The 24,724-nt window shown below is 51.4% G+C and carries 25 protein-coding genes; 6 read left to right on the top strand and 19 right to left on the bottom strand.

Features of this window, described 5'->3' with window-relative positions:
• Window positions 1-169: 169 nt before the first annotated feature.
• Entirely contained in the window at window positions 170-2,323 is a 2,154-nt protein-coding gene (locus tag EH228_RS06925) for a two-partner secretion domain-containing protein (RefSeq protein WP_193323291.1), read from the bottom strand.
• 590 nt (window positions 2,324-2,913) lie between these two features.
• On the opposite strand from EH228_RS06925, the gene EH228_RS06920 reads away from it, so the two are divergent.
• Together EH228_RS06920 and EH228_RS06915 are read left to right on the top strand one after the other, a co-directional pair.
• Entirely contained in the window at window positions 2,914-3,141 is a 228-nt protein-coding gene (locus tag EH228_RS06920; protein WP_152320938.1) for a hypothetical protein, read from the top strand.
• Window positions 3,128-3,520, top strand: coding sequence for a hypothetical protein (locus tag EH228_RS06915; RefSeq protein ID WP_152320937.1), 393 nt, complete (start codon window positions 3,128-3,130; stop codon window positions 3,518-3,520). Before EH228_RS06920 ends, EH228_RS06915 begins: the two co-directional genes overlap by 14 nt.
• A gap of 89 nt (window positions 3,521-3,609) precedes the next feature.
• On the opposite strand, the gene EH228_RS06910 is transcribed toward EH228_RS06915, so the two are convergent.
• The 18 genes from EH228_RS06910 to tolC form a co-directional block, all read right to left on the bottom strand.
• Window positions 3,610-4,638, bottom strand: a complete 1,029-nt coding sequence (locus EH228_RS06910; RefSeq protein WP_152320936.1) for a hypothetical protein — start codon at window positions 4,636-4,638, stop codon at window positions 3,610-3,612.
• 10 nt (window positions 4,639-4,648) lie between these two features.
• Window positions 4,649-5,599, bottom strand: a complete 951-nt coding sequence (locus tag EH228_RS06905) for an ACP S-malonyltransferase (protein WP_152320935.1) — start codon at window positions 5,597-5,599, stop codon at window positions 4,649-4,651.
• Window positions 5,574-6,971 (bottom strand): hypothetical protein, encoded by a 1,398-nt coding sequence (locus EH228_RS06900; RefSeq protein WP_152320934.1) that lies wholly within the window; start codon window positions 6,969-6,971, stop codon window positions 5,574-5,576. The genes EH228_RS06905 and EH228_RS06900 overlap by 26 nt, the downstream gene beginning before the upstream one ends.
• Window positions 6,971-7,801 (bottom strand): outer membrane lipoprotein-sorting protein, encoded by an 831-nt coding sequence (locus EH228_RS06895; RefSeq protein ID WP_152320933.1) that lies wholly within the window; start codon window positions 7,799-7,801, stop codon window positions 6,971-6,973. The genes EH228_RS06900 and EH228_RS06895 overlap by 1 nt, the downstream gene beginning before the upstream one ends.
• 9 nt (window positions 7,802-7,810) lie before the next feature.
• Complete coding sequence (locus EH228_RS06890; protein WP_240116247.1) at window positions 7,811-8,572, bottom strand: SDR family oxidoreductase; 762 nt, start codon at window positions 8,570-8,572, stop codon at window positions 7,811-7,813.
• A gap of 37 nt (window positions 8,573-8,609) precedes the next feature.
• Entirely contained in the window at window positions 8,610-9,935 is a 1,326-nt protein-coding gene (locus tag EH228_RS06885; protein WP_152320932.1) for an ABC transporter permease, read from the bottom strand.
• Window positions 9,932-10,624 (bottom strand): hypothetical protein, encoded by a 693-nt coding sequence (locus tag EH228_RS06880; protein WP_152320931.1) that lies wholly within the window; start codon window positions 10,622-10,624, stop codon window positions 9,932-9,934. The genes EH228_RS06885 and EH228_RS06880 overlap by 4 nt, the downstream gene beginning before the upstream one ends.
• Window positions 10,617-11,327 carry an ABC transporter ATP-binding protein gene (locus EH228_RS06875; protein WP_420841451.1) on the bottom strand — a complete coding sequence of 237 codons (711 nt, stop codon included), beginning with the start codon at window positions 11,325-11,327 and terminating at the stop codon, window positions 10,617-10,619. Before EH228_RS06875 ends, EH228_RS06880 begins: the two co-directional genes overlap by 8 nt.
• Complete coding sequence (locus EH228_RS06870) at window positions 11,324-12,388, bottom strand: hypothetical protein (protein ID WP_152320930.1); 1,065 nt, start codon at window positions 12,386-12,388, stop codon at window positions 11,324-11,326. The genes EH228_RS06875 and EH228_RS06870 overlap by 4 nt, the downstream gene beginning before the upstream one ends.
• On the bottom strand, window positions 12,388-13,638 hold the full coding sequence (locus EH228_RS06865) for a beta-ketoacyl synthase N-terminal-like domain-containing protein (RefSeq protein ID WP_193323290.1): 1,251 nt from the start codon (window positions 13,636-13,638) through the stop codon (window positions 12,388-12,390). The genes EH228_RS06870 and EH228_RS06865 overlap by 1 nt, the downstream gene beginning before the upstream one ends.
• A complete protein-coding gene (locus EH228_RS06860; RefSeq protein ID WP_152320928.1) occupies window positions 13,635-16,196 on the bottom strand; it encodes a beta-ketoacyl-[acyl-carrier-protein] synthase family protein in 2,562 nt (853 codons plus the stop codon). Before EH228_RS06860 ends, EH228_RS06865 begins: the two co-directional genes overlap by 4 nt.
• 68 nt (window positions 16,197-16,264) lie before the next feature.
• A complete protein-coding gene (locus EH228_RS06855; protein ID WP_193323289.1) occupies window positions 16,265-17,491 on the bottom strand; it encodes an aminomethyltransferase family protein in 1,227 nt (408 codons plus the stop codon).
• Window position 17,492: 1 nt separating this feature from the next.
• The gene (locus EH228_RS06850) at window positions 17,493-17,837 is read right to left on the bottom strand and encodes a phosphopantetheine-binding protein (RefSeq protein ID WP_152320926.1); all 345 of its coding nucleotides are present in this window, start codon (window positions 17,835-17,837) and stop codon (window positions 17,493-17,495) included.
• A gap of 21 nt (window positions 17,838-17,858) precedes the next feature.
• The gene (locus EH228_RS06845; RefSeq protein WP_240116246.1) at window positions 17,859-18,380 is read right to left on the bottom strand and encodes a 3-hydroxyacyl-ACP dehydratase FabZ family protein; all 522 of its coding nucleotides are present in this window, start codon (window positions 18,378-18,380) and stop codon (window positions 17,859-17,861) included.
• Window positions 18,381-18,464: 84 nt separating this feature from the next.
• Window positions 18,465-19,220, bottom strand: coding sequence for a 3-oxoacyl-ACP reductase FabG (gene fabG / locus EH228_RS06840; RefSeq protein WP_152320924.1), 756 nt, complete (start codon window positions 19,218-19,220; stop codon window positions 18,465-18,467).
• Window positions 19,221-19,235: 15 nt separating this feature from the next.
• Window positions 19,236-19,616 carry a holo-ACP synthase gene (acpS, locus tag EH228_RS06835; RefSeq protein WP_240116245.1) on the bottom strand — a complete coding sequence of 127 codons (381 nt, stop codon included), beginning with the start codon at window positions 19,614-19,616 and terminating at the stop codon, window positions 19,236-19,238.
• Window positions 19,609-20,256 carry a helix-turn-helix transcriptional regulator gene (locus EH228_RS06830; protein ID WP_152320923.1) on the bottom strand — a complete coding sequence of 216 codons (648 nt, stop codon included), beginning with the start codon at window positions 20,254-20,256 and terminating at the stop codon, window positions 19,609-19,611. The genes acpS and EH228_RS06830 overlap by 8 nt, the downstream gene beginning before the upstream one ends.
• A 265-nt stretch (window positions 20,257-20,521) precedes the next feature.
• A complete protein-coding gene (gene tolC, locus EH228_RS06825) occupies window positions 20,522-21,994 on the bottom strand; it encodes an outer membrane channel protein TolC (protein ID WP_152320922.1) in 1,473 nt (490 codons plus the stop codon).
• Window positions 21,995-22,206: 212 nt separating this feature from the next.
• Here tolC and nudF point away from each other — a divergent pair, with 212 nt between their 5' ends.
• Genes nudF through yqiA form a run of 4 tightly spaced genes read left to right on the top strand, consistent with a single transcriptional unit; the run spans window position 22,207 to window position 24,723 of the window.
• Window positions 22,207-22,839 carry an ADP-ribose diphosphatase gene (gene nudF / locus EH228_RS06820; protein WP_152320921.1) on the top strand — a complete coding sequence of 211 codons (633 nt, stop codon included), beginning with the start codon at window positions 22,207-22,209 and terminating at the stop codon, window positions 22,837-22,839.
• Entirely contained in the window at window positions 22,839-23,264 is a 426-nt protein-coding gene (locus EH228_RS06815; RefSeq protein ID WP_152320920.1) for a DUF1249 family protein, read from the top strand. The genes nudF and EH228_RS06815 overlap by 1 nt, the downstream gene beginning before the upstream one ends.
• Before the next feature lie 47 nt (window positions 23,265-23,311).
• Entirely contained in the window at window positions 23,312-24,142 is an 831-nt protein-coding gene (gene cpdA / locus EH228_RS06810; RefSeq protein ID WP_152320919.1) for a 3',5'-cyclic-AMP phosphodiesterase, read from the top strand.
• Window positions 24,142-24,723, top strand: coding sequence for an esterase YqiA (yqiA, locus tag EH228_RS06805; protein WP_152320918.1), 582 nt, complete (start codon window positions 24,142-24,144; stop codon window positions 24,721-24,723). The genes cpdA and yqiA overlap by 1 nt, the downstream gene beginning before the upstream one ends.
• The last annotated feature ends 1 nt before the right edge of the window (window position 24,724 follow it).

Below are 24,724 nucleotides of genomic sequence, written 5' to 3'. Positions count from 1 at the left end.
ATAGCCGTGAAAAATGAAGCGAGGGTACGGCAATGGTGTTTAATCTTTACATTGTTATACCCTGCATACTTCAAGTTTCAGGGGCGTTGGCTGAACTCGCGCCCCCTTTGGGGGCCGCGTCAATCACGCGGCAACCCAAAGTATTTTGGCTATAAACTCACAAAACGGATTAAAAACCGAAATAGCTTTGGCTGTCATCCTTGATAATTTCCGTTCCTCTCAGTGTTCCCAGGTTCACGATCATTCCCTGCGTATTCAAGGTCAGCGTTTGTCCGGCAGAGAGGGTATCGAAGAGGCCATTCACCAGACTGTTGGCGTTTATCTCAAGGTTATTGCCTGCTTTTACGCTCGCCATATTGATAAAATTACCATCGATATTCAGGGTGATATTATTGCCTGCGGTGATGGTGTGGTAGTTTGAGAAAGCCTTGCTGACGTTCAGTTCAAGATCGTCTCCTGCTTCCATATTGCCTGAGGTTCCGGAGATCTCCGCAGTATTCAGAATGAGATTGGTGCCGGTTTTAATGTTGCCATAACGATTATTGAGATCATTAGCGGTTATTTCCGTCTGTGATTCAGACGAGATTAAGCCGCTCGCATTATCGATATCTTCTGTAATCAGTGTCAGGTCGCCGGTACTGATTATCCGGCTTTGCTTGTTGTTGAGTGTCGTGGCGGTGATGGTGGTGTTGCCGCCGCTGATAATACCGCCGTCAGTACCTATCTCATCAATCCAGATCCCAAAAGTAGGGCTGAACAGCGACTGGTATCGGTTATCGATCGAATCAGCGTTGATGGTTAAATCTCCGCTGGTAACGATGAGACCGGCATAGTTATTCAATTGTTTCGTGGTTATATCGGCTTCATTTGCCACTAACACACCTGAACTGTTTTTATAACTTTCACTGGCTACGATAGTCGCTTTGCCGCCCACTTGTATGCCGCCCATGCGGTTGTCTAACTGACTGGCATTGATCGTTAAATCGTTACCGACCGTGATGCCGCTGGAGTTCATGACAATATTGTCGATGTTTAACACCATGTCCTGGTCGGCCATCAGTCCCCCCGCATAATTGCCCAGATAATCAGCGTCGATGTTCATATTGCCGCCGAAACTGAGGATCTTGCCATTTTGGTTATTGATATTCTGGGTGGTGATGGCTATGTCGCCCTGGGCGGTTATCATCCCATTGATATTATAGAGATTGGCACTGTTAATACTCAGGCCACCCTGGCTAACGATTTCAGACGCGAAAAGACTCACCGCGTTCTCGAGATCGGCTTCACCGGTATCCAGCACCATATCGCCTGCGCTGTAGATGCCGCCATTATTGGCCAGTTTTCCGCTGTTAATGGTCAATGTCGTACCCGCATTGATTTCGCCACTGTTCTTCAGGGTGTTGCCTTCGCTATTCAGGTTCATCGCGGTACCGCTGGTCAGGATGCCGGAATTAGTCACTGTTCCTGTCATGTCGGCTATCAGCGCGTTTGTGGTACTGATCTCGCCGGAGTTTTTAAGATAGCCCGCACCAGTGATGCTGATATTGTCTACTGATGATCTGATACTGCCTGCATTATTAACGCCAAATCCATCTTCGGTGGCGACGATCATGATGTTTCCTGCGGTTATGCCACCCAGAGCGGTAACATCCACGGCGACTTTCGAACTGAACCAGGAGGTATCCTGCCCGGTTTTAGTTGCCGCCAGCGTATCGTTATCGACACTGTTTTTTCCGGTAACAATACGCAGGTTATTCGCTTTTAGCGCAGCGCTGACGGTAACCATGTTGGCAATAATATCGGAATAGCTGGTTGCGCTATCATCCATACCATCGCCCGATATCTTCACTTTTCCCCCTTCAACGTTATAGCCGGTGAGGACGCCATCGGTGATTTGAGGCGTGCCGGTGGTTAGGGTTGAACGTTCGGTATTGATAAAACCACAGCCGCTACAGGTGATGCCTGCCGGGTTGGCGACAATCACCTGTGCTTTCTCACCAGCAACTTCAATCATGCCTTGCAATGTTGTGGCGTTGCCGCTGACCACTTCATTGAGAATGATGCTGGCCGCTTTATCGGTGAGTTGGGGATTGGCCAGTATCGCTCCTGCCAGCTCGCTTTGGGTGGTTTGCAGACTGTTATTCAGTACGACCCCTTCGCTGTTGACGTCGAAACTGGTGTAGATATTATGGGAAAGTCCGCTTTCAGATGGCGTGTTAATATTGATAACTTGTTGGCCATCGCTGGTGCTGGATATCACCGGGGACTGCGTTTGAGTCATATCAGCAGTGACGGTAGCCAGTGTGTGATTGCTATATCCCATGAGCAGTAAAGCGCTCATGAGCGTTGTATATTTACAAAAAATTGTTTTATTTTTTTGTGAATGGTTCATCTGTTATTCTCTCTAACATAGGTTATCCTGCTATATCCGCCATACTGTAAATTGCAGGCGTATTGGCTGCACCATCTCCACCTGATCCGGCCTGACCACCTTACCCGTAAGGACCAATGCCGACGGTTATTAAAAAACGGTTTTTAGCGTTTTTGTTCTGTAATCTGGAATGATTTTATCTTTGTCTTTCATGGGGCTTGCTAATTAATAAACTATTGTCTATTTTTTTTTGTGGTTGAATTTGATTTAGTCAGAAGGATGCCAACTATAACTAATTATTTATATAGTAATAATTTTATTTTTTTTGTGTGATATGGGCGTTAGTTTTTAGGTGTTAAGTGATTAATCTTTGATGTCTACATGTAAGCCATGTAAGCCTGGTCTGAAAATTACGATGTAATAAATAATCTGATTGATGATTTAATTATCGCTATGCTATACGTTAGTTACCTCATTTTATATCGATGAGTGATTCAGTAGACCTATAATTAACGTATTCTCTAAATGTTCAGGGAGCCAGTATGCGTCATTTGACCGAACGTGAAATTCATGCAGTGAGTGGTGGGAATGTCAGCGATGTCGTCGAAATTGTGGGTGATATCGCTTCAGGTATCATTGATGGGCCGGTCAATACGTTGTTGAATATTATACCTGATACCATTACCCTGGGTGTGAAGTTAGGTGCAAAAGCGTTAACTCTGGCGACGCAGATTTTCTGCGACGTGGTGGGTTTTTTTGCTTTTTGGTAAGAAATGGCTGGGTGATGAATTTTGTCACCTTTTTCAATGTGTAATCATAATTCATCCATTTTTAAGGAAAGAAATGAGAGAGCTAACAAATAATGAAATCCAGCAGACCAGCGGCGGACTTTTTGGCATTTTAATTGCGCCAATTGGTGCGGCGATTGGCTGGGCTGTAGGCCAACTTGTCGATGAAGTCCTGGCCAATTTTGGCTTTGATACTGACTATGCTGGTGCGGGTGAGTCTTTAGGCGCGGGTATTGGCGCATTAATTGGCCTGTCCCCGGTCATGACGATGGTCTTTATGAGTCAGGGAATTGAGGCCCTGGTTGATAATGGTATTTCAATTGGTCAGCAGGTAAAAGCCAATAACACTGCTTCTGCCTGATTTATAATATAAAACCACGTCGAAAGATGTGGTTTTATATTCTTTGTCAGCCCTTCTTCCCTTCCTGGGCTATGGTAGATTATTTACTTTTACCAGGGTGTTTTTTTATCTTCTGGTGCCAGTTTTTTTAGTTCGGAGAGAATTCGGTTAGCCTGATGATAATGTACGGTGAGGGTATTGTACCGTTCCAGAATAAAAATGAGTAAAGGGACGGATAACGCACTTAAATACACCAGGGTGAAATGTGGCGCGTGACTGGAAAAAAACAGGCAGATGAAAACTGTCCAGAAAAGGGTGACCAGCAACCAACCGATTATCCGGAAAAACAGACGATATTTAAGCCTCCTCTCAGATAATCTGGTCGGTATTTTCACGGCATCAAGTATGAGTTCACCACAGAAAATAAAACGTCGGGTGCGGAATGCAATCAGCAAAATAAAGCCCATGACAATCTCCATTAGTATGATCATCGCAATAATGAACGTTGGTGTATGACTGCCATGTGCGAGACTGAATGCGGCTTTTTTCGCAATCGGTAGCACCAGGGCAAGATTCACCAGTAACATAATGAAAAGATCTTCTGCCAGATAGTGGGCCAGGCTTCGCTGTTTTACTTTGATCCGTTTGATGCCGCTAATGTGTAATATTGTTTGTCGGATCGTCGCTTGAGAGGCGTGATTATATATATAGCACAGGGAGAACGGAAGAATCAGTACGCCACAGAGAAACGCCCAGTAGCGTAGCGCCAGCGGGGGAAGCCATGCGCCAGTGATACTGAGTAACAGGGCCAGCGCCAGGGTAACCAGCAAACTGCACCATGGCATGCTCAGGTAGCGATTAAATTTATTTTCCGGAAGAGCGGATTTTTCGTTTAGTGTTACTTCATTTTCATACATACGCAGGGTGGCAATCGTGTATATCCAATACCCCCGCCCCTCTCTGGCCGTATTCCAGGCAATCGATCCGCCAATGGCCGCCAGTCCGATAAACAGCCGCAGTGGGGTAATAACCAGTGTATTTCGCAATAACGATGAAGTCAGAATGGCGGTCGTAATAAAGCATCCTGCGGCAAAAATTAGGGTATGGCGGCGGGAAAAGTGGGTGTAGGACGGTATCATTTATCGGATCTCATTGATTATCTGCGACTGACAGCAATTCGTGGCAGTGGCGTCGGGTCACCATCGTGCTGTTTTCATCAATCAGTGAAAGCAAATATTTTTTCGGACTGATCTCAACATAGTGGCGGAATCCATCTTGCAGGCTGTTAAACATGCTTTCCCGCCAGCGGACGGGCTCTGTCAGGTGGAAAGCGAGGTTTTCCGTTATCTTCTCCACGTTGGTTTCAGGGCGGGCAGTCCGGTTCATATAGACGGGGAGGGTGGGGGAGCGTAGCGGCAATGTCTTCAGCAATTGCTGCATTTCAGCCACACCTTCCGCCATTTGCGCGCAGTGCCAGGCACCGTTGACCGCCAGTTTGGTAGGAGAATAGCCGGCAGCCAGCAGGGTCTGAACAAACGATTTTGCCGCCTGAATCTCACCCGCAAAGACCAGTTGATCCTGAGCGTTATCGCAAGCAATGCTCAAGTGGTGATGGTGTTCACTGTCGGTGAGACGTACGGCAAGTTCCGCATGGGTGAGTCCCTGAAGATGGAACATCGCTCCCCGGTTCTTTTCCGCCAGGCGTTGCATGATAGCAGCCCGTGTGACGACCGCTTGAAACAGCGTTTCCAGAGTGAACACCCCGGCAAGCCACAGCGCGGCATACTCTCCAGCGCTATGGCCCGCGCTGCCTCCCGGTGTCAGGGCTGTTTGCGTCCTCAAGGCTGTCAGGGTGGCAACATTGACGGTGGTCACCGCAATCTGCTGGAAACGTGTTTGTGTCAGGCGCGTCATTGGCCCTTTAAGGCACAATTTACGGACATCAATACCCGCCATATCGCTGGCACATTGCCAGACTTCCCGGGTGGCCGCTGACTGGTCTAAAACGTTAGCGCCCATGCCGACTCTGGCGCTGCCTTGTCCGGCAAAAAGCACCATACATGGAGGCGGGGTATTACCAGTAATATCGTAGTCCTGCATAGTAAGTTCCTTTTTCCCCAAACAAACTGAATTCGCTGCCAGTCCCGCCAAAGGTAAAACTGGTACCCGTATAAATTTCAAGATCTTCCCGTACCGGGCTACTGAGTTGAAGATTGGCGAGCGTGCTCCCGTCAATCAGATTGATAATGGCGGAGGCTCGCCAGTTGATAACCCGGTTTTCACTGCGGTTACGGCTGTTAAAAAGCATCAGATAGTGTTTCCCCTGGAGCGCGCCCTGGCGCCCGGTTTTATCTATCTCATCAGCCATAATGTGCGCATAGAGGCGAAAGACATCGCGGACCTGACTGGAGGAGGTCACCGGGATGTAGGGATTCGCATAGCCGCCGTTGGTGAAAGCCACATCGCGCAGCAGCCGTTTCCATTCGCTACGGGAATAGCCCTGGCTTTGGCCATAATATTCAATGCCGGTTTCAACCTGTCCGGAGGTGGTGTAGCGCAGTCCACCGCCGATATCGCCGTTAATGCCATGCTTCGACCGGGCAAACGGATGGTCGCTGGTGGTGATGCTATAGTTGTGTAGTTTGCTGCTGGCGTCGGCCTGCAGATGACGCCAGCTCTCTCCCTGCATCAGAGAACCTTCCAGGTTGATTATCCAGTTGTCGTTGAGGGTGTAGCTTATCCCGCTGGCGACCCGCTGCTGTGTGCCCGCCAGTAATGATGCGGTTGCTGTCACGTCACTCAATCCGGTGGTGGAATAGCTGAACAAATAGCGATCCTGTGAATTAGTCCGCTCCAGCGATGACCAGTGGCGGTTCGTGTTCATGTCGCTACCGTTCAGGGCTAAGCGCGGCAGTATGACCAGATCCCAACTGCCGGCGGACGTATAGGTTGTGGCGGAAACGCCCCAGGATCCTTCATCATAAAATGAGTCCCAGTTATCCCCGGTGGCGTTAACGTGCACGCTACGGAACGCGCCATGGGGATTGCGCAGCATGTCCAGTGGTGATACGGAATACAGGTAGCCATAGCGAGGACGGAGCTTACCGGCGTCAATAAAAACATTGTCCCGGACGGCCCAGCTCAGACTGAGCTGATTAAAAAACATCTTCCCCGTGTGCCGGCTATCCTGTAACGAGCCCGGTTGATGGCTTTGCAGTAAATATTCGCCGTTCGTTTCGCTTTTCAGTTTCAGCGTTTCGCCAATCCAACAATTCAGGGAGAGCGAGGTGTACAGGTTGAGGAGTGTATTCTGACGAAACGCACTATCGTGGTTATTCCAGGAGGAGGAGCCACTGCTCAGTCCAATACCTTCGCCACCCAGATACCCGCGAGGCTGTTCGCAGCCTGAGTCAGCCAGTACGATGACGGGGAAGCTCAGCAGCACCAGCAATAGCAGAGGTTTGTGCTGCATTACTGGCTTCTCCTGATCAGATAGTCCTTCTGAAAATAGCTTTCTGGCAATGACTCCAGGACGACATTGCTGTAAGTCATGGTGGTCCAGTTATCTTTGCGCAGCGCGTCTTCGACGACGATGGTAGCTGGCCGCAGAACCCCCAGCACTTCGGTGTAATTACTGTATCTTGAACGCTTGATCAGCCGGCCTTCGGTCGACAGGAAATCAATACGTTGCGGATGCCAGGTTCCCACCTCTACCCAGTAAAGGATCGCGGGATAAGGCACCGAGGGCCAGCGGCGGGTTAGCGAGAGTTTATAGCACTGCTTATCCCCGCAGGCTTCGGTTCCTATCAGCGTGGAAACATAGGAGTAGTCAAAATCGGCGGCAACGACATCGCCATTGGAGACCTGGCCCAGCAGGCGCTGTTGTCGGGAGATGGGGATAGGGCGACGGAGTTCAGGCGCGTAGTACCACATTTTGTCGAGATCGGAGAGCAGCACTTTGCCTTTGTCCCTTACCGGTGAGACAAAGCGTACCAGCGCTCTGGCTTCTCCTTTATCGCGTTGCTCATCCGGTTTATAAAAACGCATCGAGACATCCAGTACCTGCTGCTTATCTAGCTGGTCCTGACCGTTTTTATGCTCGGTGAGGGTCAGCGTATAGCGGAAAGGTTGTTCTGGCGCGCGTACCCGATCTGCGCGACGGATAATCTCGCGGGCGTGGCTATCTTCCTGTGTAATTTGTTCCAGTTGTTGGCGATCCAGCGTAATTTCGGGCGGCTTATCAGCCGCCCATGCAGGGAAAATGACGCAGCTCAGCAACAGCGGCAGGAGGTGTCGATGCATGGTTGATCCTCAGGCGGTCAGGGAAACGCCGAGATCGGCAACCAGCGTGGTACCACGCAGGGCGCTTGCCTGAGGCGAAATCAAAAAAGCGGCGATGTTGGCCACTTCTTCAGGCTCAATCAGCCAGCGACGTGGGCTGTTTTCATAGCGTTGGTAAAGGTCGGTCCACATTTTTTGCAGGTACGATGCCATATCGGTATTGACCATACCGGCACAGATCCCGTTGACCCGGATATCCTGCGGGTGGAGTTCCACTTCCAGGTAACTGACCAACGATTCCAGCGCTGATTTGATAACGCCTAACGGATAATTGGGTAAAACACGGCGACTGCCCATGCTGGAGAGGATGCAGATCGATCCCCCCGGCGGCATCATCGGCGAGATTTCATTCACGCAGCAGTTATTCCCCACCAGGTTGCAGTTCAGCAGGAGTTTCCAGTCGCTCCGGGTCATTTCGCTGAACGGCTTAAAAGGCGCGCTGGCGGCATTCAGGATCAAGTGATCGATACGATCGACGCCATCTTGTTTCAGCTTTTTCATCATGTCGGCAATGTCGCGCGGCTCGCTGATATCCGCTTTCGCCAGCCTGACCGAAACCTGGCTGGCTTCTGGTGAGGTGAGAAACTGCTGCAATCCTGCGGCGCTTTTCCCCTGATCCTTGCGATAATTCAAAATTAAATCGTAGCCAAGTGAGGCAAAGTGCTTCGCCATCGCCATGCCAACACCGCGACCTGCGCCGGTAATAAAAACAGTTTTTTCTTTCTTAATCATTTGCTTATTCCCTTAATAAAAACGCTTTTATCCTGACTTAAACAAAACGGAAAGCTTCGGCGATGACCAGATTAGCGGCACGACGCGAAGGAATGATGGAGGCAATCAGCGCGGTCACCAGCGGCAGGGCGCAGGAGAACCAGAACAGATGTATATCCTGATCCCACATCACAAACGCCAAATAACCTTTGGTATAGCCAGGCGAGGGCGGCATCGGAACACCATTGATATTGATCAGGGCAGCGATGAGCAGCCCAAATCCGACGCTGAGTAAGGCGCCAATTAACCCGATGATGATCCCCTCAAGAATAAACAGGCGGCCGATATAACTTTTACTCAGGCCGAGCGCGCGTAGGGTGGCGATTTCTCTCGTGCGCTCGATAACATTCATCATCAGGGTATTACCGATCATGAACACCACGATGATGCTGACGATCGCTTTGATAAAGAAGAAGATCCCCTCGAAAAGATTGACGACCTGATGATAAAAGATCGCCAGTTCGTCCCAGGCATGTACCTCCAGTGGCAGATGATGTTGCGCCACTATTTCTTTTACACGCGCCATGACCGCCTGGGTTTGGCTGGTATCTTGCAGCAACAGAATGATTTTGCTGACATCTTCTGTCTGTAGCAGATGCTGCGCGGTGGTCAGCGGAATTTTTACTGCCGTATCGTCATACTCTTTTATCCCGGAGCGAAAGACGCCGCGCACTTTGGCGGACATGGCGTTTTGACCGCCTTCCGGATTCACCACCAGCAGATCAGTCCAACTGTCATAGCCTGCGGATAGCATGCTGGAGACGCCGCTGCCCAGGGTGATATCCAGGGGTTTTACCGCTGACAGGTCGCTACCGGAAATAATGGTGTCCAGCGCACCCAACAGCAGCGATGTTTCCGGTTCGATCCCCACACCGGAAAAAAAGGTCGAAACCCCTTTGTCGTATTGCGAGATGATTCCTGAAAATTCCAGCTGTCCGGTGATCGTTTTCGTCTGTGCGGCGATGGTGGGGTCGGCCAGCAACACCGCTTTTACCTTGTCATAATCTTTGATGGTGTATTGCAGTGAACGGCTGTTGCCATTGCTCATGTAGCCCTGCTGGTAAATCTGGATATGGCCAAGGTTGGTACGGATCGTTTGTTCACGCAGTGCGTAAAATGAATAGTCGACAAACCCGCCAAAAATGAACACCGCCACGCCACCCAGGGTGATTGCCAGCAGGGTTATCACCGAACGGCGGCGGTGGCGGAATAAATTCAGGATGGTGTAACGAATATCAGTGGGTTTGCTCACCAGGGTATAGAGCACCACGCAGAGTGAATAGACGATTAAAATATTCGAGACGATAAACAGGAAGTGGCTCATGGTCGGGCCTCCATCAGGGGCAGAAGGACATCGTTTATCTCTTCCGCGCGCCAGGAAGGCGCAGCGCCATTCAGCAACGGGAGCAGTGATGTTCCCTGGTTCCCCATCTGCCGCAGTGACTGTCTGGCTTTTTCTGCCAGCGCCGGGTGCGCGCAGCTTTGCTCTGCACGGGCACGCATCAGCGTCAACATCGGCTGGAGCGACGCGGGAACGGCAGGATCCTCTGCCAGCGTATCAAGATCTTTGTTTGCCACCACGCATCGACCATTTTCTGCCGGGACGAAGGCATCCATCCGCGCACGCAGATAGAACAGAGACCAGTTGGCGGGTTCCTGCTCGGCCGCTTGATCCTGCGCATAAAAGCCCTGTTTCGAGAGTTCTGCGGCGCGCATATAGTTCTTTTTCAGCATGAAATCGCCAGCCAGAAAAAGTTGTCCATAGCCATAAAACAGCCTTGCCGTGCGGTCATCCGGCGTGTGGTGCAACTGTTGTTGCAAAAGTTCCACCGCTTTTTTCACCTGGCTGCTGTCCTGGGTATCCTTCATCAACAGCAGGGCCTGAGCGGTGACACTGGTCGCTGCCAGTGGTTGTACCCGTTCCAGGTCGGCTTCTCCAGCCCAGCCCACGCCGGGCCATGTCAGCGATCCTGCCAGCAGGAGCCCGACGGCAGGCAAACATCTCCTAGGCATTAATGAAATCATCCTTGATCCTTCCATCTTCAATGAGCAGCACACGTTTTGCGCGATCACGTAATATCGGGGAGTGCGTGGAGATGATAAAGGTGGTTTTCAGTTCCTGATTCATCGCCAGCAGCAGGTCGATAATTTCTTCCCCCGTACGGGTATCGAGGTTGCCGGTAGGTTCATCCGCCACCACCAGACGGGGATTTTTCACCAGCGCCCGGGCAATGGCGACACGCTGTTGCTGGCCACCGGAAAGTTCGCCCGGTTGTCGCTTGTAGTGGTCGATCAGGCCCACTTTCTCAATGATGTGCATCACGCTTTCACGCGCTTCATGACGTCTGAAGCCGTTGAGCATCAGTGGGTAGTAAACATTGTCAAAGACGCTCAGTACCGGCAACAGGTTAAAAAACTGAAAGACAAAGCCAATGGCGTCAGCCCGCAATCGGGCCATCTGCCGGTCGTTCAGTTTGGCGAGATCGTTCCCCATCAAAAAAACCTGCCCGCTGACCGGTTCATCAATGCCGGCTAACAGGTTCAACAAGGTGCTTTTACCACTGCCGGAAGGCCCACAGAGCGCGATAAACTCGCCATCATGGATCTCGGTGGTAATCTCCCGTAGGGCGTGAACCGGATTAGCCGGATCGCCATAGCTTTTACTGGCCCGCTGCATAAAGGCCAGCGGCAGTGTCTGAAGAGGTTGTGTGTTCATAGCGCGGCAATGTTCTCCTTAACGCTGATATCGTCCTGAGTGTGCGGTGGCGGCATGACGCCGGCAGGCTGGCATTCAAGTAACCACCAGTGCTTTTCACTGTGCAGGCAACTCACCAGCCCCGCGCTCTGCGGTGCGCCGTTGTTGTACCAATGGCTGAGGCCCAGAGCGGGATTAAGACTTCCACTGTCGCCGTACCTGGCGAACAGCGAAACGTGTGCGGCCTGTGAACTTTCAGCCGCACGCTGTAGACGTGTTTGCAGGGCGGACATCGGGGGGGATGAGCTGTAGATCGGCATCCCCGCGGCGTGCCGCCAGCGTTCGGCCATAAAGGCGACGCTGGCTTTATTCCCCGCAGGCAGAGTTATCCTTGGATGGAGAAAAAGCGTTGGCAGCGTATCGGTCGGTTTGCTGACCAGCATACAAAGGTTGCGCTCTACGGCGATCAGCGCGCCATTATTGCGCTGAGTGAATGCCGGGGAGGGTGACCAGGTGAGCGCTTCAGACATGGTCAGCACCGGGAAATGGCGATGTTGCCCACAGATAACCACATTATCGGCTACCCCGCTGTGCAGGCAGTCCTGGGCCATTTGCAGCGCCAGCAAAAAACCATTCCGTTCACCCCGCAACTTGCCGCTGAAAGTTTGTAGCGCATAGGTGTAAGCGATCTTTTTCGGCAGGATGTCAGCGAACAGAGAGTCACGCCAGTTATCAATATCCTCAAACAGGCTGCTTTCGCCCCAGGAATCGAAATAGATCAGGGCATTTTTGCTCCCTTTTTGGCGCAGACACTGTCGGGCCAGTGGGCGCTGAAGCGCCAGATGACAGGTGTCGCTAAAGGCCTGCATGTTATCCCGCAGATGGGTTTTGCGTGGCGCGAGCGGCGTGTCGCTGCCAAAACGGCGAAACAGCCAGTCACTGGCGCGGGTCCGGCGCAGTGACTGCTTATGCAGCGAGGCCTCCCAGACATTGTGCCAACCGGGCTGAAAACGTAACGGCAGCCCCGCGGGTTCCTGGATCTGCAATGAGATCAGGTTCATGTGGCGGGTTGGCGTGGTCATCAGACGCCCTCCCGGCGGGACAGTATGCCGCTGATAATCGACCCTTCCATGCCCAGCGCGATTTTGAGCACGTGCGGTTGCCTGAATGGACAGGGGGCGGCAGTATTCACCGGCAGATTGAGGCGCTGTGAAGGGGCGACAGGGGTCGGGGAGTGGAAGGGGAGAATGCGTTGTGTTTCCAGGGCGTCACAAGCCAGGATCAGATCAACAAGTGCGCTACAGGTAGAGAGGTAACCCAACTGCCCTTTATAGCTCGTCACCGGTACGCTGTCGTCTCCCCACAGCTTACGAATGGCCATGGCCTCGGTATTGTCGCTGGCCGGAATACCGTTGCCATGAGGAAAGATACAACCAATGTCTGCAGTGGTGAGTCCGGCCTGTTGCAGCGCCTGCGTAATGGAATGTGTTACGGTACGGGAATCAGCGCCCGCGGCATTATCCCGCGCTCCGCTATGTTGATAGCTGACGCAACTGTCGAGAAACAGGGTTGGCGACAACCCTTCCTGCCGGGCAACGTCTTCACCACACAGCAACAGGGCGGCGGCGCCATTACTGAGCAGCACGCTGCTCTCTCTGCCATTGAACGGGCTGGCAGGCGACTCGCCCAGCATATTTTGTGCGGCCAGAAACAGAATATCCTGGGAAAGAATGTCCACCCAACTGACGACCAGCGCCACATCGATCAGACCACTGCGTATGGCGGCCTGGGCAAGATGGACGACAGACATTGATGAAGCGCTGGCGCTGTAAAGCGTGGCGGGGGGATGGGTCAGGCCGTAGTGAGCGGCCAGTTTTTCACTGAGCGCATCCTGAGCATAATATTGCGCGTGTAATTTCTTGATTTCAGGGTAAAGCAGCAGATCCTCAGGATCGTTACGATCAACATAGCCGACGACTTCCGCGATATCCGTCCTCAGCCCGTTCGCGCCGATGTACATTCGTACTCGCTCGCCGGACAGAAAGCTGACATTTCGGCCTGCTTCGTGTAGTGCTTGATCAATAACCTGAATCAGGAGTTGTCGCACTTGTTTGGGGGACAGGCTACGGTGTGATGACTGACTGGGCAGCGGGGCATAAAAGGGATTGATCAACATGTTCATCATTTCCCGTTCGCGATCTCCGGCAAACCAGTGGCGGGAGGGAATATAGCGCCCTTCGCTGAGGCCCGCGATGAGTGACGGCACATCACGGGAAAAGGCGCTAAACACGCCGCGGCCGATCAGCGCCACCGCCTGACCGCCCATGGTCATACCCATTTCCTCAACAAGATGGCGTAGTGGTTGCCCCCTTCCGTTGATCCCAGAACCAGCGCGAGTTCCACCTCCAGTGGCTGACGTTCAGTCACAAAGTTAATGTCTGTGGCGCAGAATGATTTGGTATGCGGAATCGGCAGGATTTCACCGCGATGCATCATCTCAGAAACGACAATGGCGTTCAGGATGCCCATCGAGGATTCAACCGCACCGAACCAGGCATTGTAGTTAACGAAGGGGATGGTCCTGGCATGGTGAGTAAAGACCTCACGTACCGCGTCGATCTCGGTTTGATTATCGCTGCGGGTCCCGATGCTTGAGCCGCAAATCAGTGAAACCGCCGCAGGAGAAACCCGGGCCTCTTCCAGCGCCTGGCGGATAGCGCGGGCCATCGCCTGGGTGTTCTCAGCGGTATTATCAATCTCAAAGTACCCGGTTCCGTTGGCTTTACCATAACCGACAATTTCCGCCAGTATCGGAACGCCGCGAGCCTGAGCTCGCTCGTAGTCTTCGATAAACAGCATTCCCGCGCCTTCGCCGGAGAAATACCCGTTATGCTCAGCGCTATAAAGCTGATAATTGTCAGGGGAATCGGTCATCATCAGTTGACGATGCAGCGCCTGAAGATAGGTTGAGAACAGGCTCATCGACTCATCCGCGCCGCCGACAATCGCCTCAGGTTGTATTCCCTGGCGGATCAGTTCATAACCATACGTCAGCGCGCCGAGTCCGGCGTTTATTCCGGTCGCCAGTGTGGTGTTGTAGCCCTTAATCCCTTCGGCAATGGAACAGAAGGTTGAGATAGCATTCATCAGCGAACCGGGAAACTCAGACGTTCGCACATTATTAGGATCGGGATAGAGGCTGTTCAGGTAACGTTCAACGCGCTTTTGTGGGCCACGAGACATGCCTAACACTAAGCCGAGTTGGTGGCCGTCGCGCTTAATTTTGCGTTCGGCCTCTTTCATCGACTGAGTCAGCGCCAGCAGCGCATAGGTACTGACCGCATCAGCCTTGCGCGGATCGAAACGGCGCAGATATTTTCGGGGTTCGAGGCCGGAAATCTGATGCTGCCATGTCCGGCTGTGTAACTTTTTACGCCATTCTTCATCTGTGCCGTAGCGCTCGAAGAGAAAAGACTGGATCTCACTGTTTTCATTGAGGTTGTCCATCATATCTTCAAACTGTTGACGGGTTTCATCATCCAGCGTCAGGGGAAGTAGATTTTGCGGTGCGCTGTCCTGCCACAAGCGTTCCATGACCGTCGCCAGATCGTGGCCCTGCGAGGTCACCATGCCCCGTCCGCTGATGACCACGCGCCGTGGTTTATACGCTGTTTCTGGCGCGATACCGGCTTTCGGGCTGGCAATTACGCAACAGTTATTGCCGCCAAACGCATAGTTGTTTTTCATGAACAACTTAACGTCACCTGGTTGAAAGTCATTTGGCACGTAGTTGAGATCGCAATTAATGCGTGGCGCGCCAAAATTTAGCGTAGGCAGGATCTGGCCGTCGGCCAGGGTCACAAAGCAGGCAATTAACTCGATAATGCCTGCTGCGCCGATGTTATGGCCGATATAAGACTTGGTGGAACTGACCGGGATCTCGGCAATTTGTGGAAAGACCTTTTTCATCGCCAGGGTTTCACAACGATCATTAGCCTCAGTCCCGGTGCCGTGCGCGTTGATATAATCAATATCCGCTGGCGTCAGATGCGCGTTTGCCAGCGCGGTGTTCATGACCTGTACCGCCCCTTCGGCGCGAGGATCGGGGGCGGTTTCATGGTAGGCGTCGCCTGACGTGGCGTAAGCGACCATTTCACCGTAGATAGTCGCGCCACGGGCAATGGCATGTTCGTACTCTTCCAGTAGCAGCGCTCCCGCGCCTTCACCAATAGACATGCCAGGTGAACCGGAGAAGGGACTGGTCGGTGTGGTCTTCATCGCCTGCAGAGCATAGAAACCGGCAAAAGTGGGCAGATAGATAGGTTCGGTGCCGATAACCAGTGCGGTGTGGTTTTTATTGTTCTGAATCTGGTCAAAAGCGATGCCCATCGCGTTCGTGCTGGCTGTACAGGCGGTGGCCAACAGTTCAAATCCGCCTTTGAGCCCCAGCAGGGATGACACAATCGCGCTACAGGAGGAGAAGCAACCGCAGACGATGGCTTTTTTTAACGAAAAGTCATTCGGCTGGTTTTCAAACAGTGGAATAAACGCTTCGGTTCCGGCAGACGAGACGCCAATGATCAGCGACGTTTGCTCCCGGAGTGCCGGATCGTCCAGGCGTGCCGATTCCAGCGCCTCATGGCCGACTTTGTAAGCCCAGAGCGCGGCATTATCCATTGAGGCGATCTGTTCCTGGTTTAACCCAGGCAGTTCGATGGGGTGACGTACTTCAGAGGCGTTGGCATCTTTAAACCAGCGCAGATACTTCTCGCTGGGTTGAATCCCACAGATTTTATTTTTCAATGCCTGTTTAAATTCTGGCACGTCACTGGCAATGGATGACAACTGCCCCATTCCGGTGATGACCACCCGTTTACGTTTTATCAGCATGATATTCTCTTCCCTGGCACTCAATCCTTTAGCTGGCAGGCTGAACGGTGCCCGCCTGCCATACTTTTTTACTCGTTGCTTGTTGCGGCGGCGGCGGCCCGTTCTTCTTCTTCACGGGCTTTCTGCCACTCAAGCTGCTGGAGTAGATCACGCGGACGACTGGTATCGATGTAGCTGTGCTCAGTGGGATTGACCAGGAAGCTGTAGTTACGGGCAAACGGTACGGCGGCGGTTTTCAACATGATTTCCTGCCCACCGGACGAACGGACGCTGAATCCAGGCAGATCCGCCCATGCGAAACGGGTGTCCAGAAACAGGCGACCGATGGTCTTATCAAGATCCGCGCTGTAGCCACATTCAATCACCTGCCCGACCACCTCGCCGTCCAGCCAGACCTGCTCTCCGCGCTGTGGGAACCACTCGGGTTGTCCTTCGATGCTCATCCCAATCACCCGGTTATCCGGCCCGGCTTCAAGGCGCGCTTTCAGGGCGCTCAGCCCGATGAAGTCGTCTTTGTCATAACGGACCATCCATTGCAGTTGGAGTTCTATCGGGCAACGGCTCAGGTGGGACAAGGTCTCTGGTTGCCAGCAGGGGTTTTCCAGACGAACCTGCTGTTGGTAGTCGAGACCGCCACAGCGCATATCGAATTTTTCACCCGCCTCGACCAACTGGGGCCAGGCCTCTGCCAGTTCGGCATACTCCCCCATGAGTTTGTAGGAGTATTCGCCATGTTTACCGGAGCGCAGCAAGGTCAGTTCGTCGGCGACGTGCATGTGTTCCTGGAAAGGCAGACCCGCCACGTCAATACCATAGCGCTCTACCAGGAGTTCCCAGCTATAGGGGCCTTCGATATGCAGTATCCCGTGATCATCAAGCGCCACGATCTCGTCAATCTCGTCGAATTCATCTCCTCGCGAGATCAGCACTGCCTGCATCTTTTCACACAGTTCATCGCCGGACAGCCATTCAGAAATCAGCAGATAATGTTCTTCATCGCAAAGGATATAGAGGTCAGTAATAATTTTTCCATCATCGTCCAGCATCAGGGTATACATCGCCTGTTCATCACGGATGGAAGAGACGTCGCCGCTGACCAGCACGTTAAGGAGCTCCCATGCGCTTTCGCCACTGATTTTGGCCTGACCAAAGTGCGAATAATCGCTGAGGAGGATGTGACGACGAACCGCCAGGTGTTCCTGTTCCGGCGAGTTGTAACGGGCTGGCACGGTTTTACCATTACGCTCAGTCATCCGGACGCCATTTTGATGATGCAACTCAGTGAGATGGTTCATATCAATGGTCTCCTGTGGCAGAGGAGCCCTGCGGCGCCAGGGGCTCGCCAGACAGGGCATTCTGTGCTTTTTTATCAATAATGAATGACACCAGTGTATTCACACTGCGCATGTAAGAAGGATCGTCTCCTTCGTTAACGCGGATCCCAAAATTTTTGTCCAGCAAGACCAGCAACTCGGTAGCGTCAACCGAGTCCAGTTTTAAACCGCTGCCAAACAGGGGAGTATCGTCATCAATCTGTTCGGGTGTCTGATAAAGATTCAGGCGCTCAATTAATCCGGTTTTGACTTCCAGTAACATCGCTTTTCGTTCTTCAATAGCTGTGTGTAACGTGCTGCTTCCCATTATGTTAAGTTCCCATTGATACTAATTAATCATTGCACCACGATTTTCCGCACGAGAACGCTCAACACGGAAGTTAATAATTTTTCCCTGACTGGCGACATGCCGTCCCACACGGGCATTGACGTTGTAATGATAAAAGCCATTGCTGTCCGCCATATCTAACTGACTGGTCACTTCGATCGTGTCGCCAGGAACGACGACATGTTTAAATTTCAAATCCTGAGCGGCAAGAAAACCCACGATGCGATAACGCTCCGCCAGAACACGTTCGCTGCCTTCTGGCGTTTGTAGTGAGCGGGAAATATCATCAAATTTTTTTATAGTCATTCCTGTTGCTTTTTCATGCGCATGGCAATAATCATTCAGCAGGCTTAAATACTCGCTGGCCTGGCCAAATATTTCCGCGATCATCACCCCTGGCATAACGGGATTGTCCGGAAAGTGACCCGGGATATAGGGATCATTAAACGCAACATGCTTAATTACTGTAATACTTCCCTGTTCACCGGGTGAAAAATCGACGATGCGATCAACCATAAACATAGGTGAACGCCATGCGCCCATTTTTAAAAGTAATGATGGGGGAACAAGACTTTTGGTCATTTTCAATGTGGTGCATCCTTTCATTTAACGCATAATCAGTCCGCCGTCGACGATCAGGGTTTGACCGACAACGTAACTGGCGGCGGCAGAACTTAAAAACAGCGCGACGCTGGCGACTTCGTCGACATTCCCCTGACGACGGAGCGGAATAGCAGACATAATGGCGCGAATAATCTGGCGAGGAACTTTTTTTACCATGCGCGACTCAATAACGCCGGGAGCGATAGCGTTCACACGAATGCCGCGTGCGGCATATTCAGCTGCCAGGGTACGTGTAAAACCAATAACCCCGGCTTTCGCCGCACTGTAATTAGTTTGACCGAAACTGGAGGTCAGGCCCGCAATAGAGGAAATATTCACAATGGCGGCATGGTCGGCAAAACTGAGCAGACGGAATAGTGCTTTGGAGACGTTGAAGGTGCCATAAAGATTGGTCTTAATCACCTCGTCAAACATTTCCCAGTTCATTTCTGAAAACAAGGTATCGCGACAGAGTCCGGCATTATTGATCAATATATGCAGTTCTTTGATCTGGCCTGCAAGAACTTCAGCCAGCTGATTGACTTCTTCTCGCTGGGTGATATCACAGCGAAGAACATGCAGATTGCTACCGTTGACATCGGATTGCTGCATTTTTTCCAACGGCTCAACATTGTTTTTACCCACCGCCCACACCTGACATTGCTGGCGCAGATACTGGCGGCAGAGGGCAAGCCCAATATCGCCACTGGCGCCCGTAATGAGCACGTTTTTCCCTGCCAAATCGGTATAGGTAACCATTGATTTCTCCCTTGCTTAAATTAACGCAGCCACCGCTACCGCATAGGCGGCGCAGTGGGAAATACTGAGTGTTGCGGACTGGATGTTCAGTTCCATCGCCAGTCGTGAAAATGCGCCGCTGAAATGGTAGAAAGGGCATCCTGATTCATCATGGCGGATCTCAATGTCATGAAATGCGATACCATGGCGAAACCCACTTCCCAGTGCTTTTACTGCGGCCTCTTTGGCGGCCCAGATACCTGCGAAGCGTGCGGTATTTTCCTGCACCGGGTTAAGGGTGGCTCGTTCCGATAATGTTAATACGCGTTCAGAAAAGGCGTCACCACTGTTCTCAAGCGCACGTCGGATCCTGTCAATCTCGATAATATCCACACCGAGTTTCATTACGCTATGCATTTCCTTTGCTAATGAGTTCTAATTGTCGTTCACGACTGATGCTCAGCAACTGGGCTGGGTGGGTAATACCCAGTTTACGTAATGCTCTTCTTTTGTGCACACAAAGTGTTTTAGCATTTTCACCCTGTATTTTAGCCATTTTCACCATAGTGATATTCTGAAAAAAATAGCACATGACTTCCCGTTGTTTTTTTGAAAGCGGCGACGGTGAAGCGGTACTAATATAGCCTCTTTCTGGACTGTTCATAATGTCAAAAATCTGAGTGATTATGCTGTTGACTGAACTGGATATATCAATAGTTTCCACATTAATACCAAAAATTCCCATTAGTATCTGCAATCTAATCGCGTGACTGAATAAAGCAATTTTTTTCTTCTCTCCGAATTCCTGATGAAATCGACAAATGAAAGCCGTTGAAGCCTGTAGTCCATAGATAGCGTTAATATTTCCAACGATGACGAGAGAAAATTTTTCATTCTTGATGTAGGTGAAAAGTTTTTTAATGTTTCTTTCACAAGGTTGACAAGATGAAAAGAAACATTCATTTAATGCATCATACTTTATTTCTTTATTTCCCAACATTGACGAAAGCCCAATGCGAGCATAAGAGCAGGGTTCAATGATTAAAACTTTCCCCATGAGCGATTTTTTATTGTTGGTCGGTTTGAACGCATTTAAACACTTTCTGCTGAAAGAGAGGAATAGTAAAAATTTTAAAAAAATTAAATGAGACCCTAATTTATTCAAGTAGCAGGATAAAAACGATTGCGTTCGTACAGGCAATATATCTGCGGCAGAGACAGGGACAGGAACAGGTGATAAAAAATGGCGGGATCTGAGTGAATAAAGTGAAAACCATCACCTGATGTCGATACAGACATCAGGTGATGGTGAGGAAAAAAAATTAATGCCTGAACGGATTACGTGTATTACCGGATACGCTCTGTGTCGCCGTACCCACTTTAGCGGAGGAGGAAACCAACCGGGCATTATCCGCCATGGCATCCTGCTGTGGGTTTTCTGGCGCGACGCTGTCTGGCGAGGTCGGGATATCTTTACCCAGACGGGCATTCAACGCTTGTAGATCCTGCTCATTCAGCGTACCTAATGCGGACTTGATGTTCAGTTCATTGATCATGTAGCTGTAACGCGCATTGGAAAGCTGTTGTTTAGCGTTGTACAGCGTGGTGGTGGCATCCAGCACATCAACGATAGTACGGGTACCAACCTGATAACCCGCTTCCATCGCATCAAGGGAGCTTTGCGCGGAAACCACGGCCTGTTTATAAGCGTTGATGCTGCTGATTGACGCATTCACGTTGTTGAAAGAAGAACGCACGGTCTGGATAGCCGTACGGTGTGCACTTTCTAACTGCTCACTGGCGGCAACGTAAGCATACTGCGCCTGTTTCACCTGTGAGTTCACGGCGCCGCCACTGTACAACGGCATCGAGAGGCTCAGACCCACCTGGTTGGTGCCGGAAATGTTGTCAGTCGTGGAAGAGCTTTGGTTCGCGCGGCGACCACCGTAATTGCTGTTGGACAGACCCGTCGATGCGGTCAGGTCCAGCGTTGGCATGTGACCGGTTTCCGCTGAACGAATCTGTTCGCGTGCCAGATCCTGATTCAGACGGGCTGATAACAGGCTCAGGTTACGGCTCTCTGCTTCTTTCATCAGCGCATTAACCGGCTGTGGTTTTTCAGTCTGGAAGCGATCGATATTCAGCGAAGCCAGGTTGGTGTAGTAGTTGCCGGTGACCTGACGCAACGTTTCCAAATTGTTGTCCAGATCGTTACGCGCGGTCACTTCATTTGCCAGCACACTGTCGTATTGTGCCCGGGCGTTCTGCACGTCGGTGATAGCGACCAGACCCACGTTAAACCGTTGGGTGGTTTGATCTAATTGACGGTAGATCGACTGTTTTTGGGCCTCAATGTAAGACAGCGTATCAATAGCGTTTAACACGTTAAAATAGGCCGTGGCGGTGTCAAGGATCAGCTTCTGTTGGGCCGTCTGATAGGTCACATCCTGAATACCCGCCGTTTTTTCCTGCAAGGTCAGCGAACGCCATTTCGACATATCAAAAATGGTCTGTGTCAGTTGCAGGGAACCACTGGTGGTGTTGGAGTGCAGACCGCTATTGTCGCGGTAACCACTGCTGTAGGTATAATCCGCCCCCAAACCTAACTGTGGCAACAGTGAACTGCGGGCTTCATTGATTTTCTCGAATGCTGCATCGCGATCAGCAGCAGAACTGCGAAGATCAGGGTTAGACAGCCGTGCCTGCTGATAGATTTGCAGTAAGTTTTCCGCCTGGCTGGCGACGCTGAAGCCACCCAGGCTTAGGCCAATAAGTAACGGGAGCAGTTTCTTCATTTGCATTCCTTGTTGTGCCGCAAAATTGCTATGGTAGCGCTGACGTAAGACAAAAATTATCGCCGATTTTAGCAGAGTAAACTAAAGCAGTAAGTTGGCTGAAAGTGCCATGTTGCCACAATTTACTCAAATAATTCATCAAGAACTACACTCTTAGCAAAATCGGGAATGTTTTTTCTTGTTTTGCCATAACCAGCATACGGAGGAACCGGATGGATACCAGTCATAAATATCCAGTGACTTTCACCAAAAACGATGTAGAAATTATTGCACGAGAGACGCTTTATAGTGGTTTTTTTTCACTCACTCGTTACCATTTTCGCCATCGCTTGTTTAACGGTGGAATGAGTGATGAAGTACAAAGAGACGTCTTTGAGCGCGGTCATGCCGCCGTGCTGCTACCCTATGACCCAATACGGGACGAAGTGGTGTTGATTGAACAAATCCGTATCCCCGCTTTTGACAGCAGCGCGACGCCATGGCTGTTAGAATTAGTCGCAGGGATCATTGAGCCCGGAGAAACACCGGAAGATGTGGTCCGCCGCGAAGCCGTCGAAGAAGCGGGCTTAACCCCGCGTCGTGTCAAGCCAGTGCTAAGCTATCTGGCCAGTCCGGGCGGTACCAGCGAACGGCTGGCGATATTGGTGGGAGAAGTGGATGCCAGTGTGGCGCAGGGAAACCATGGTCTGGAGGAAGAGAATGAGGATATTCTTGTCCATGTGGTCAGCCGCCAGCAGGCTTATCAGTGGGTGGAAGAAGGAAAAATAGATAACGCGGCCTCGGTCATCGCTTTACAATGGCTGGAGTTACACCATAAAAAACTTCGAGACGAGTGGAAACTCTAATGATTAAGCGCTACGTACCTGATTTCCCTGAAATGATGCGTTTGTGTGAAACGAATTTCGCGCAGTTACGTCGCCTGTTGCCGAAAGAGGACCAGGCGGGTGAGTCAGTGACATATCAGGTTAATGGTGCCCGCTATACGGTGACCATCCAGGAATCGACGCGCTACACTACGCTGGTGGAGATTAAACAAATTGCTCCGGTGGTGAGTTACTGGAGCCTGCCAGCGATGTCTGTTCGGCTCTACCACGATGCGATGGTGGCGGAAGTGTGTTCCACTCAGCAGATCTATCGTTTTAAAGCACGCTATGATTATCCGAATAAAAAACTGCATCAGCGTGATGAAAAGCATCAGATAAATCAGTTTCTCGCTGACTGGTTGCGTTATTGTTTAGCGCATGGCGCGGTGGCTGCTCTGGTTTGTTGAGTCAGTGACGATACCTTCTGCGATGGTGTTAACCCTAAGGATTGTGATTGGATAGCCTGTTAAAACTTCCAGTGGAAAGTGGGGGCCGAATCAGGATCTTACAGATAACCGATTCCCATCTTTTCGCTGGTAAACACGAAACGTTGCTGGGTGTGAATACCTGGGCCAGTTTTGACGCGGTGCTGCAGGCCATCCTGGCCAGTGAGCAATCTTATGATTTGATCGTCGCCACCGGCGATTTGGCTCAGGACCATACTGCCGAAGCCTATCAGCATTTCGCTGAGGGGATTGCGCGTCTGCCCGCGCCTTGTGTCTGGCTACCGGGCAATCATGACTTTCAGCCGGCCATGTTCAACACGCTGGCTGAGGCGCAAATTGCTGACGCCAAGCACGTGTTGGTGGGCGACAGCTGGCAGGTTGTGCTGTTGGATAGCCAGGTCTTTGGCGTCCCCCATGGCGAGCTAAGCGATTATCAACTGGAGTGGCTGGATAAAACGCTGGCGATTGAGCCAGATCGTTACACGCTGGTGTTACTGCATCATCACCCTCTGCCGTCGGGCTGTATCTGGCTTGACCAGCATAGCCTGCGTAATTCGCATATGTTGGACGCGGTGTTGCAACATTATCCATTGGTGACCACCTTGCTGTGTGGTCATATCCACCAGGAGTTGGATCTGAACTGGAATGGACGCCGTCTGTTGGCCACGCCTTCCACATGTGTCCAGTTCAAACCACACTGTACCAATTTTACTATTGATTCTGAGGCGCCGGGTTGGCGTTGGCTGGAACTGTATGAAGATGGTCGGGTGGAGACGGTGGTCGAGCGTCTGCAGACCCGCGCTTTCAGTCCGGATCTTGATGCTGAAGGATATGAGTAATGGCGACGCTGCTGTATTTGCATGGCTTCAACAGTTCACCTCAGTCTGCCAAGGCCAGTCAGTTTCGTCAGTGGCTGACCACCCATCATCCGGATATCCGCCTGTATGTGCCGCAGCTCCCGGTCTTTCCGGCAGATGTCGCGCTGCAGCTGGAAAATTTTGTGTTGTCCACGGCGGGGGAGCCGCTGGGGATCGTGGGTTCTTCGCTGGGCGGGTATTATGCCACCTGGCTGTCGCAGTGTTTCATGTTGCCTGCTGTGGTGGTGAACCCCGCTGTCCGGCCCTTTGAGTTGCTGGTGGATTACCTTGGTGACAACGAGAACCCGTACACCGGTCAGCAATATGTGTTAGAGTCTCGCCACATTTACGATCTGAAAGTGATGCAGATTGACCCGTTGGAATCGCCTGATTTAGTCTGGTTGCTTCAGCAAACGGGCGATGAGGTGCTCGATTACCGTCAGGCGCTGGCTTATTACAGCGCTTGTCGTCAGACGGTAGAAGAGGGCGGTAATCATGCTTATGTCGGATTCGAACGCCATTTCTCCGCGATCCTCGACTTCCTTGGTTTGTCAGGCAGTTGAA

The sequence above is a fragment of the Erwinia endophytica genome, assembly GCF_009295515.1.
In the GTDB taxonomy this organism is placed as follows: Bacteria; Pseudomonadota; Gammaproteobacteria; order Enterobacterales; family Enterobacteriaceae; genus Erwinia; species Erwinia endophytica.
Note: the sequence above shows the minus strand (reverse complement) of the source record. Positions and strands in the feature narration are given on the sequence as shown.

Bases quoted from the DNA above. Each gene is read 5' to 3' on its own strand.
- EH228_RS06905 (WP_152320935.1), bottom strand. From the start codon at position 5,599: ATGCAGGACTACGATATTACTGGTAATACCCCGCCTCCATGTATGGTG.
- fabG (WP_152320924.1), bottom strand. From the start codon at position 19,220: ATGGTTACCTATACCGATTTGGCAGGGAAAAACGTGCTCATTACGGGC.
- EH228_RS06815 (WP_152320920.1), top strand. From the start codon at position 22,839: ATGATTAAGCGCTACGTACCTGATTTCCCTGAAATGATGCGTTTGTGT.
- EH228_RS06890 (WP_240116247.1), bottom strand. From the start codon at position 8,572: ATGATTAAGAAAGAAAAAACTGTTTTTATTACCGGCGCAGGTCGCGGT.
- acpS (WP_240116245.1), bottom strand. From the start codon at position 19,616: ATGCATAGCGTAATGAAACTCGGTGTGGATATTATCGAGATTGACAGG.
- EH228_RS06920 (WP_152320938.1), top strand. From the start codon at position 2,914: ATGCGTCATTTGACCGAACGTGAAATTCATGCAGTGAGTGGTGGGAAT.
- yqiA (WP_152320918.1), top strand. From the start codon at position 24,142: ATGGCGACGCTGCTGTATTTGCATGGCTTCAACAGTTCACCTCAGTCT.
- EH228_RS06850 (WP_152320926.1), bottom strand. From the start codon at position 17,837: ATGGGAAGCAGCACGTTACACACAGCTATTGAAGAACGAAAAGCGATG.
- EH228_RS06865 (WP_193323290.1), bottom strand. From the start codon at position 13,638: ATGACCATGGGCGGTCAGGCGGTGGCGCTGATCGGCCGCGGCGTGTTT.
- EH228_RS06885 (WP_152320932.1), bottom strand. From the start codon at position 9,935: ATGAGCCACTTCCTGTTTATCGTCTCGAATATTTTAATCGTCTATTCA.
- EH228_RS06875 (WP_420841451.1), bottom strand. From the start codon at position 11,327: ATGAACACACAACCTCTTCAGACACTGCCGCTGGCCTTTATGCAGCGG.
- EH228_RS06880 (WP_152320931.1), bottom strand. From the start codon at position 10,624: ATGCCTAGGAGATGTTTGCCTGCCGTCGGGCTCCTGCTGGCAGGATCG.
- EH228_RS06860 (WP_152320928.1), bottom strand. From the start codon at position 16,196: ATGCTGATAAAACGTAAACGGGTGGTCATCACCGGAATGGGGCAGTTG.
- EH228_RS06910 (WP_152320936.1), bottom strand. From the start codon at position 4,638: ATGATACCGTCCTACACCCACTTTTCCCGCCGCCATACCCTAATTTTT.
- EH228_RS06855 (WP_193323289.1), bottom strand. From the start codon at position 17,491: ATGAACCATCTCACTGAGTTGCATCATCAAAATGGCGTCCGGATGACT.
- EH228_RS06895 (WP_152320933.1), bottom strand. From the start codon at position 7,801: ATGCATCGACACCTCCTGCCGCTGTTGCTGAGCTGCGTCATTTTCCCT.
- EH228_RS06830 (WP_152320923.1), bottom strand. From the start codon at position 20,256: ATGGGGAAAGTTTTAATCATTGAACCCTGCTCTTATGCTCGCATTGGG.
- nudF (WP_152320921.1), top strand. From the start codon at position 22,207: ATGGATACCAGTCATAAATATCCAGTGACTTTCACCAAAAACGATGTA.
- tolC (WP_152320922.1), bottom strand. From the start codon at position 21,994: ATGAAGAAACTGCTCCCGTTACTTATTGGCCTAAGCCTGGGTGGCTTC.
- EH228_RS06845 (WP_240116246.1), bottom strand. From the start codon at position 18,380: ATGTTTATGGTTGATCGCATCGTCGATTTTTCACCCGGTGAACAGGGA.
- EH228_RS06870 (WP_152320930.1), bottom strand. From the start codon at position 12,388: ATGACCACGCCAACCCGCCACATGAACCTGATCTCATTGCAGATCCAG.
- EH228_RS06925 (WP_193323291.1), bottom strand. From the start codon at position 2,323: ATGGGATATAGCAATCACACACTGGCTACCGTCACTGCTGATATGACT.
- EH228_RS06900 (WP_152320934.1), bottom strand. From the start codon at position 6,971: ATGCAGCACAAACCTCTGCTATTGCTGGTGCTGCTGAGCTTCCCCGTC.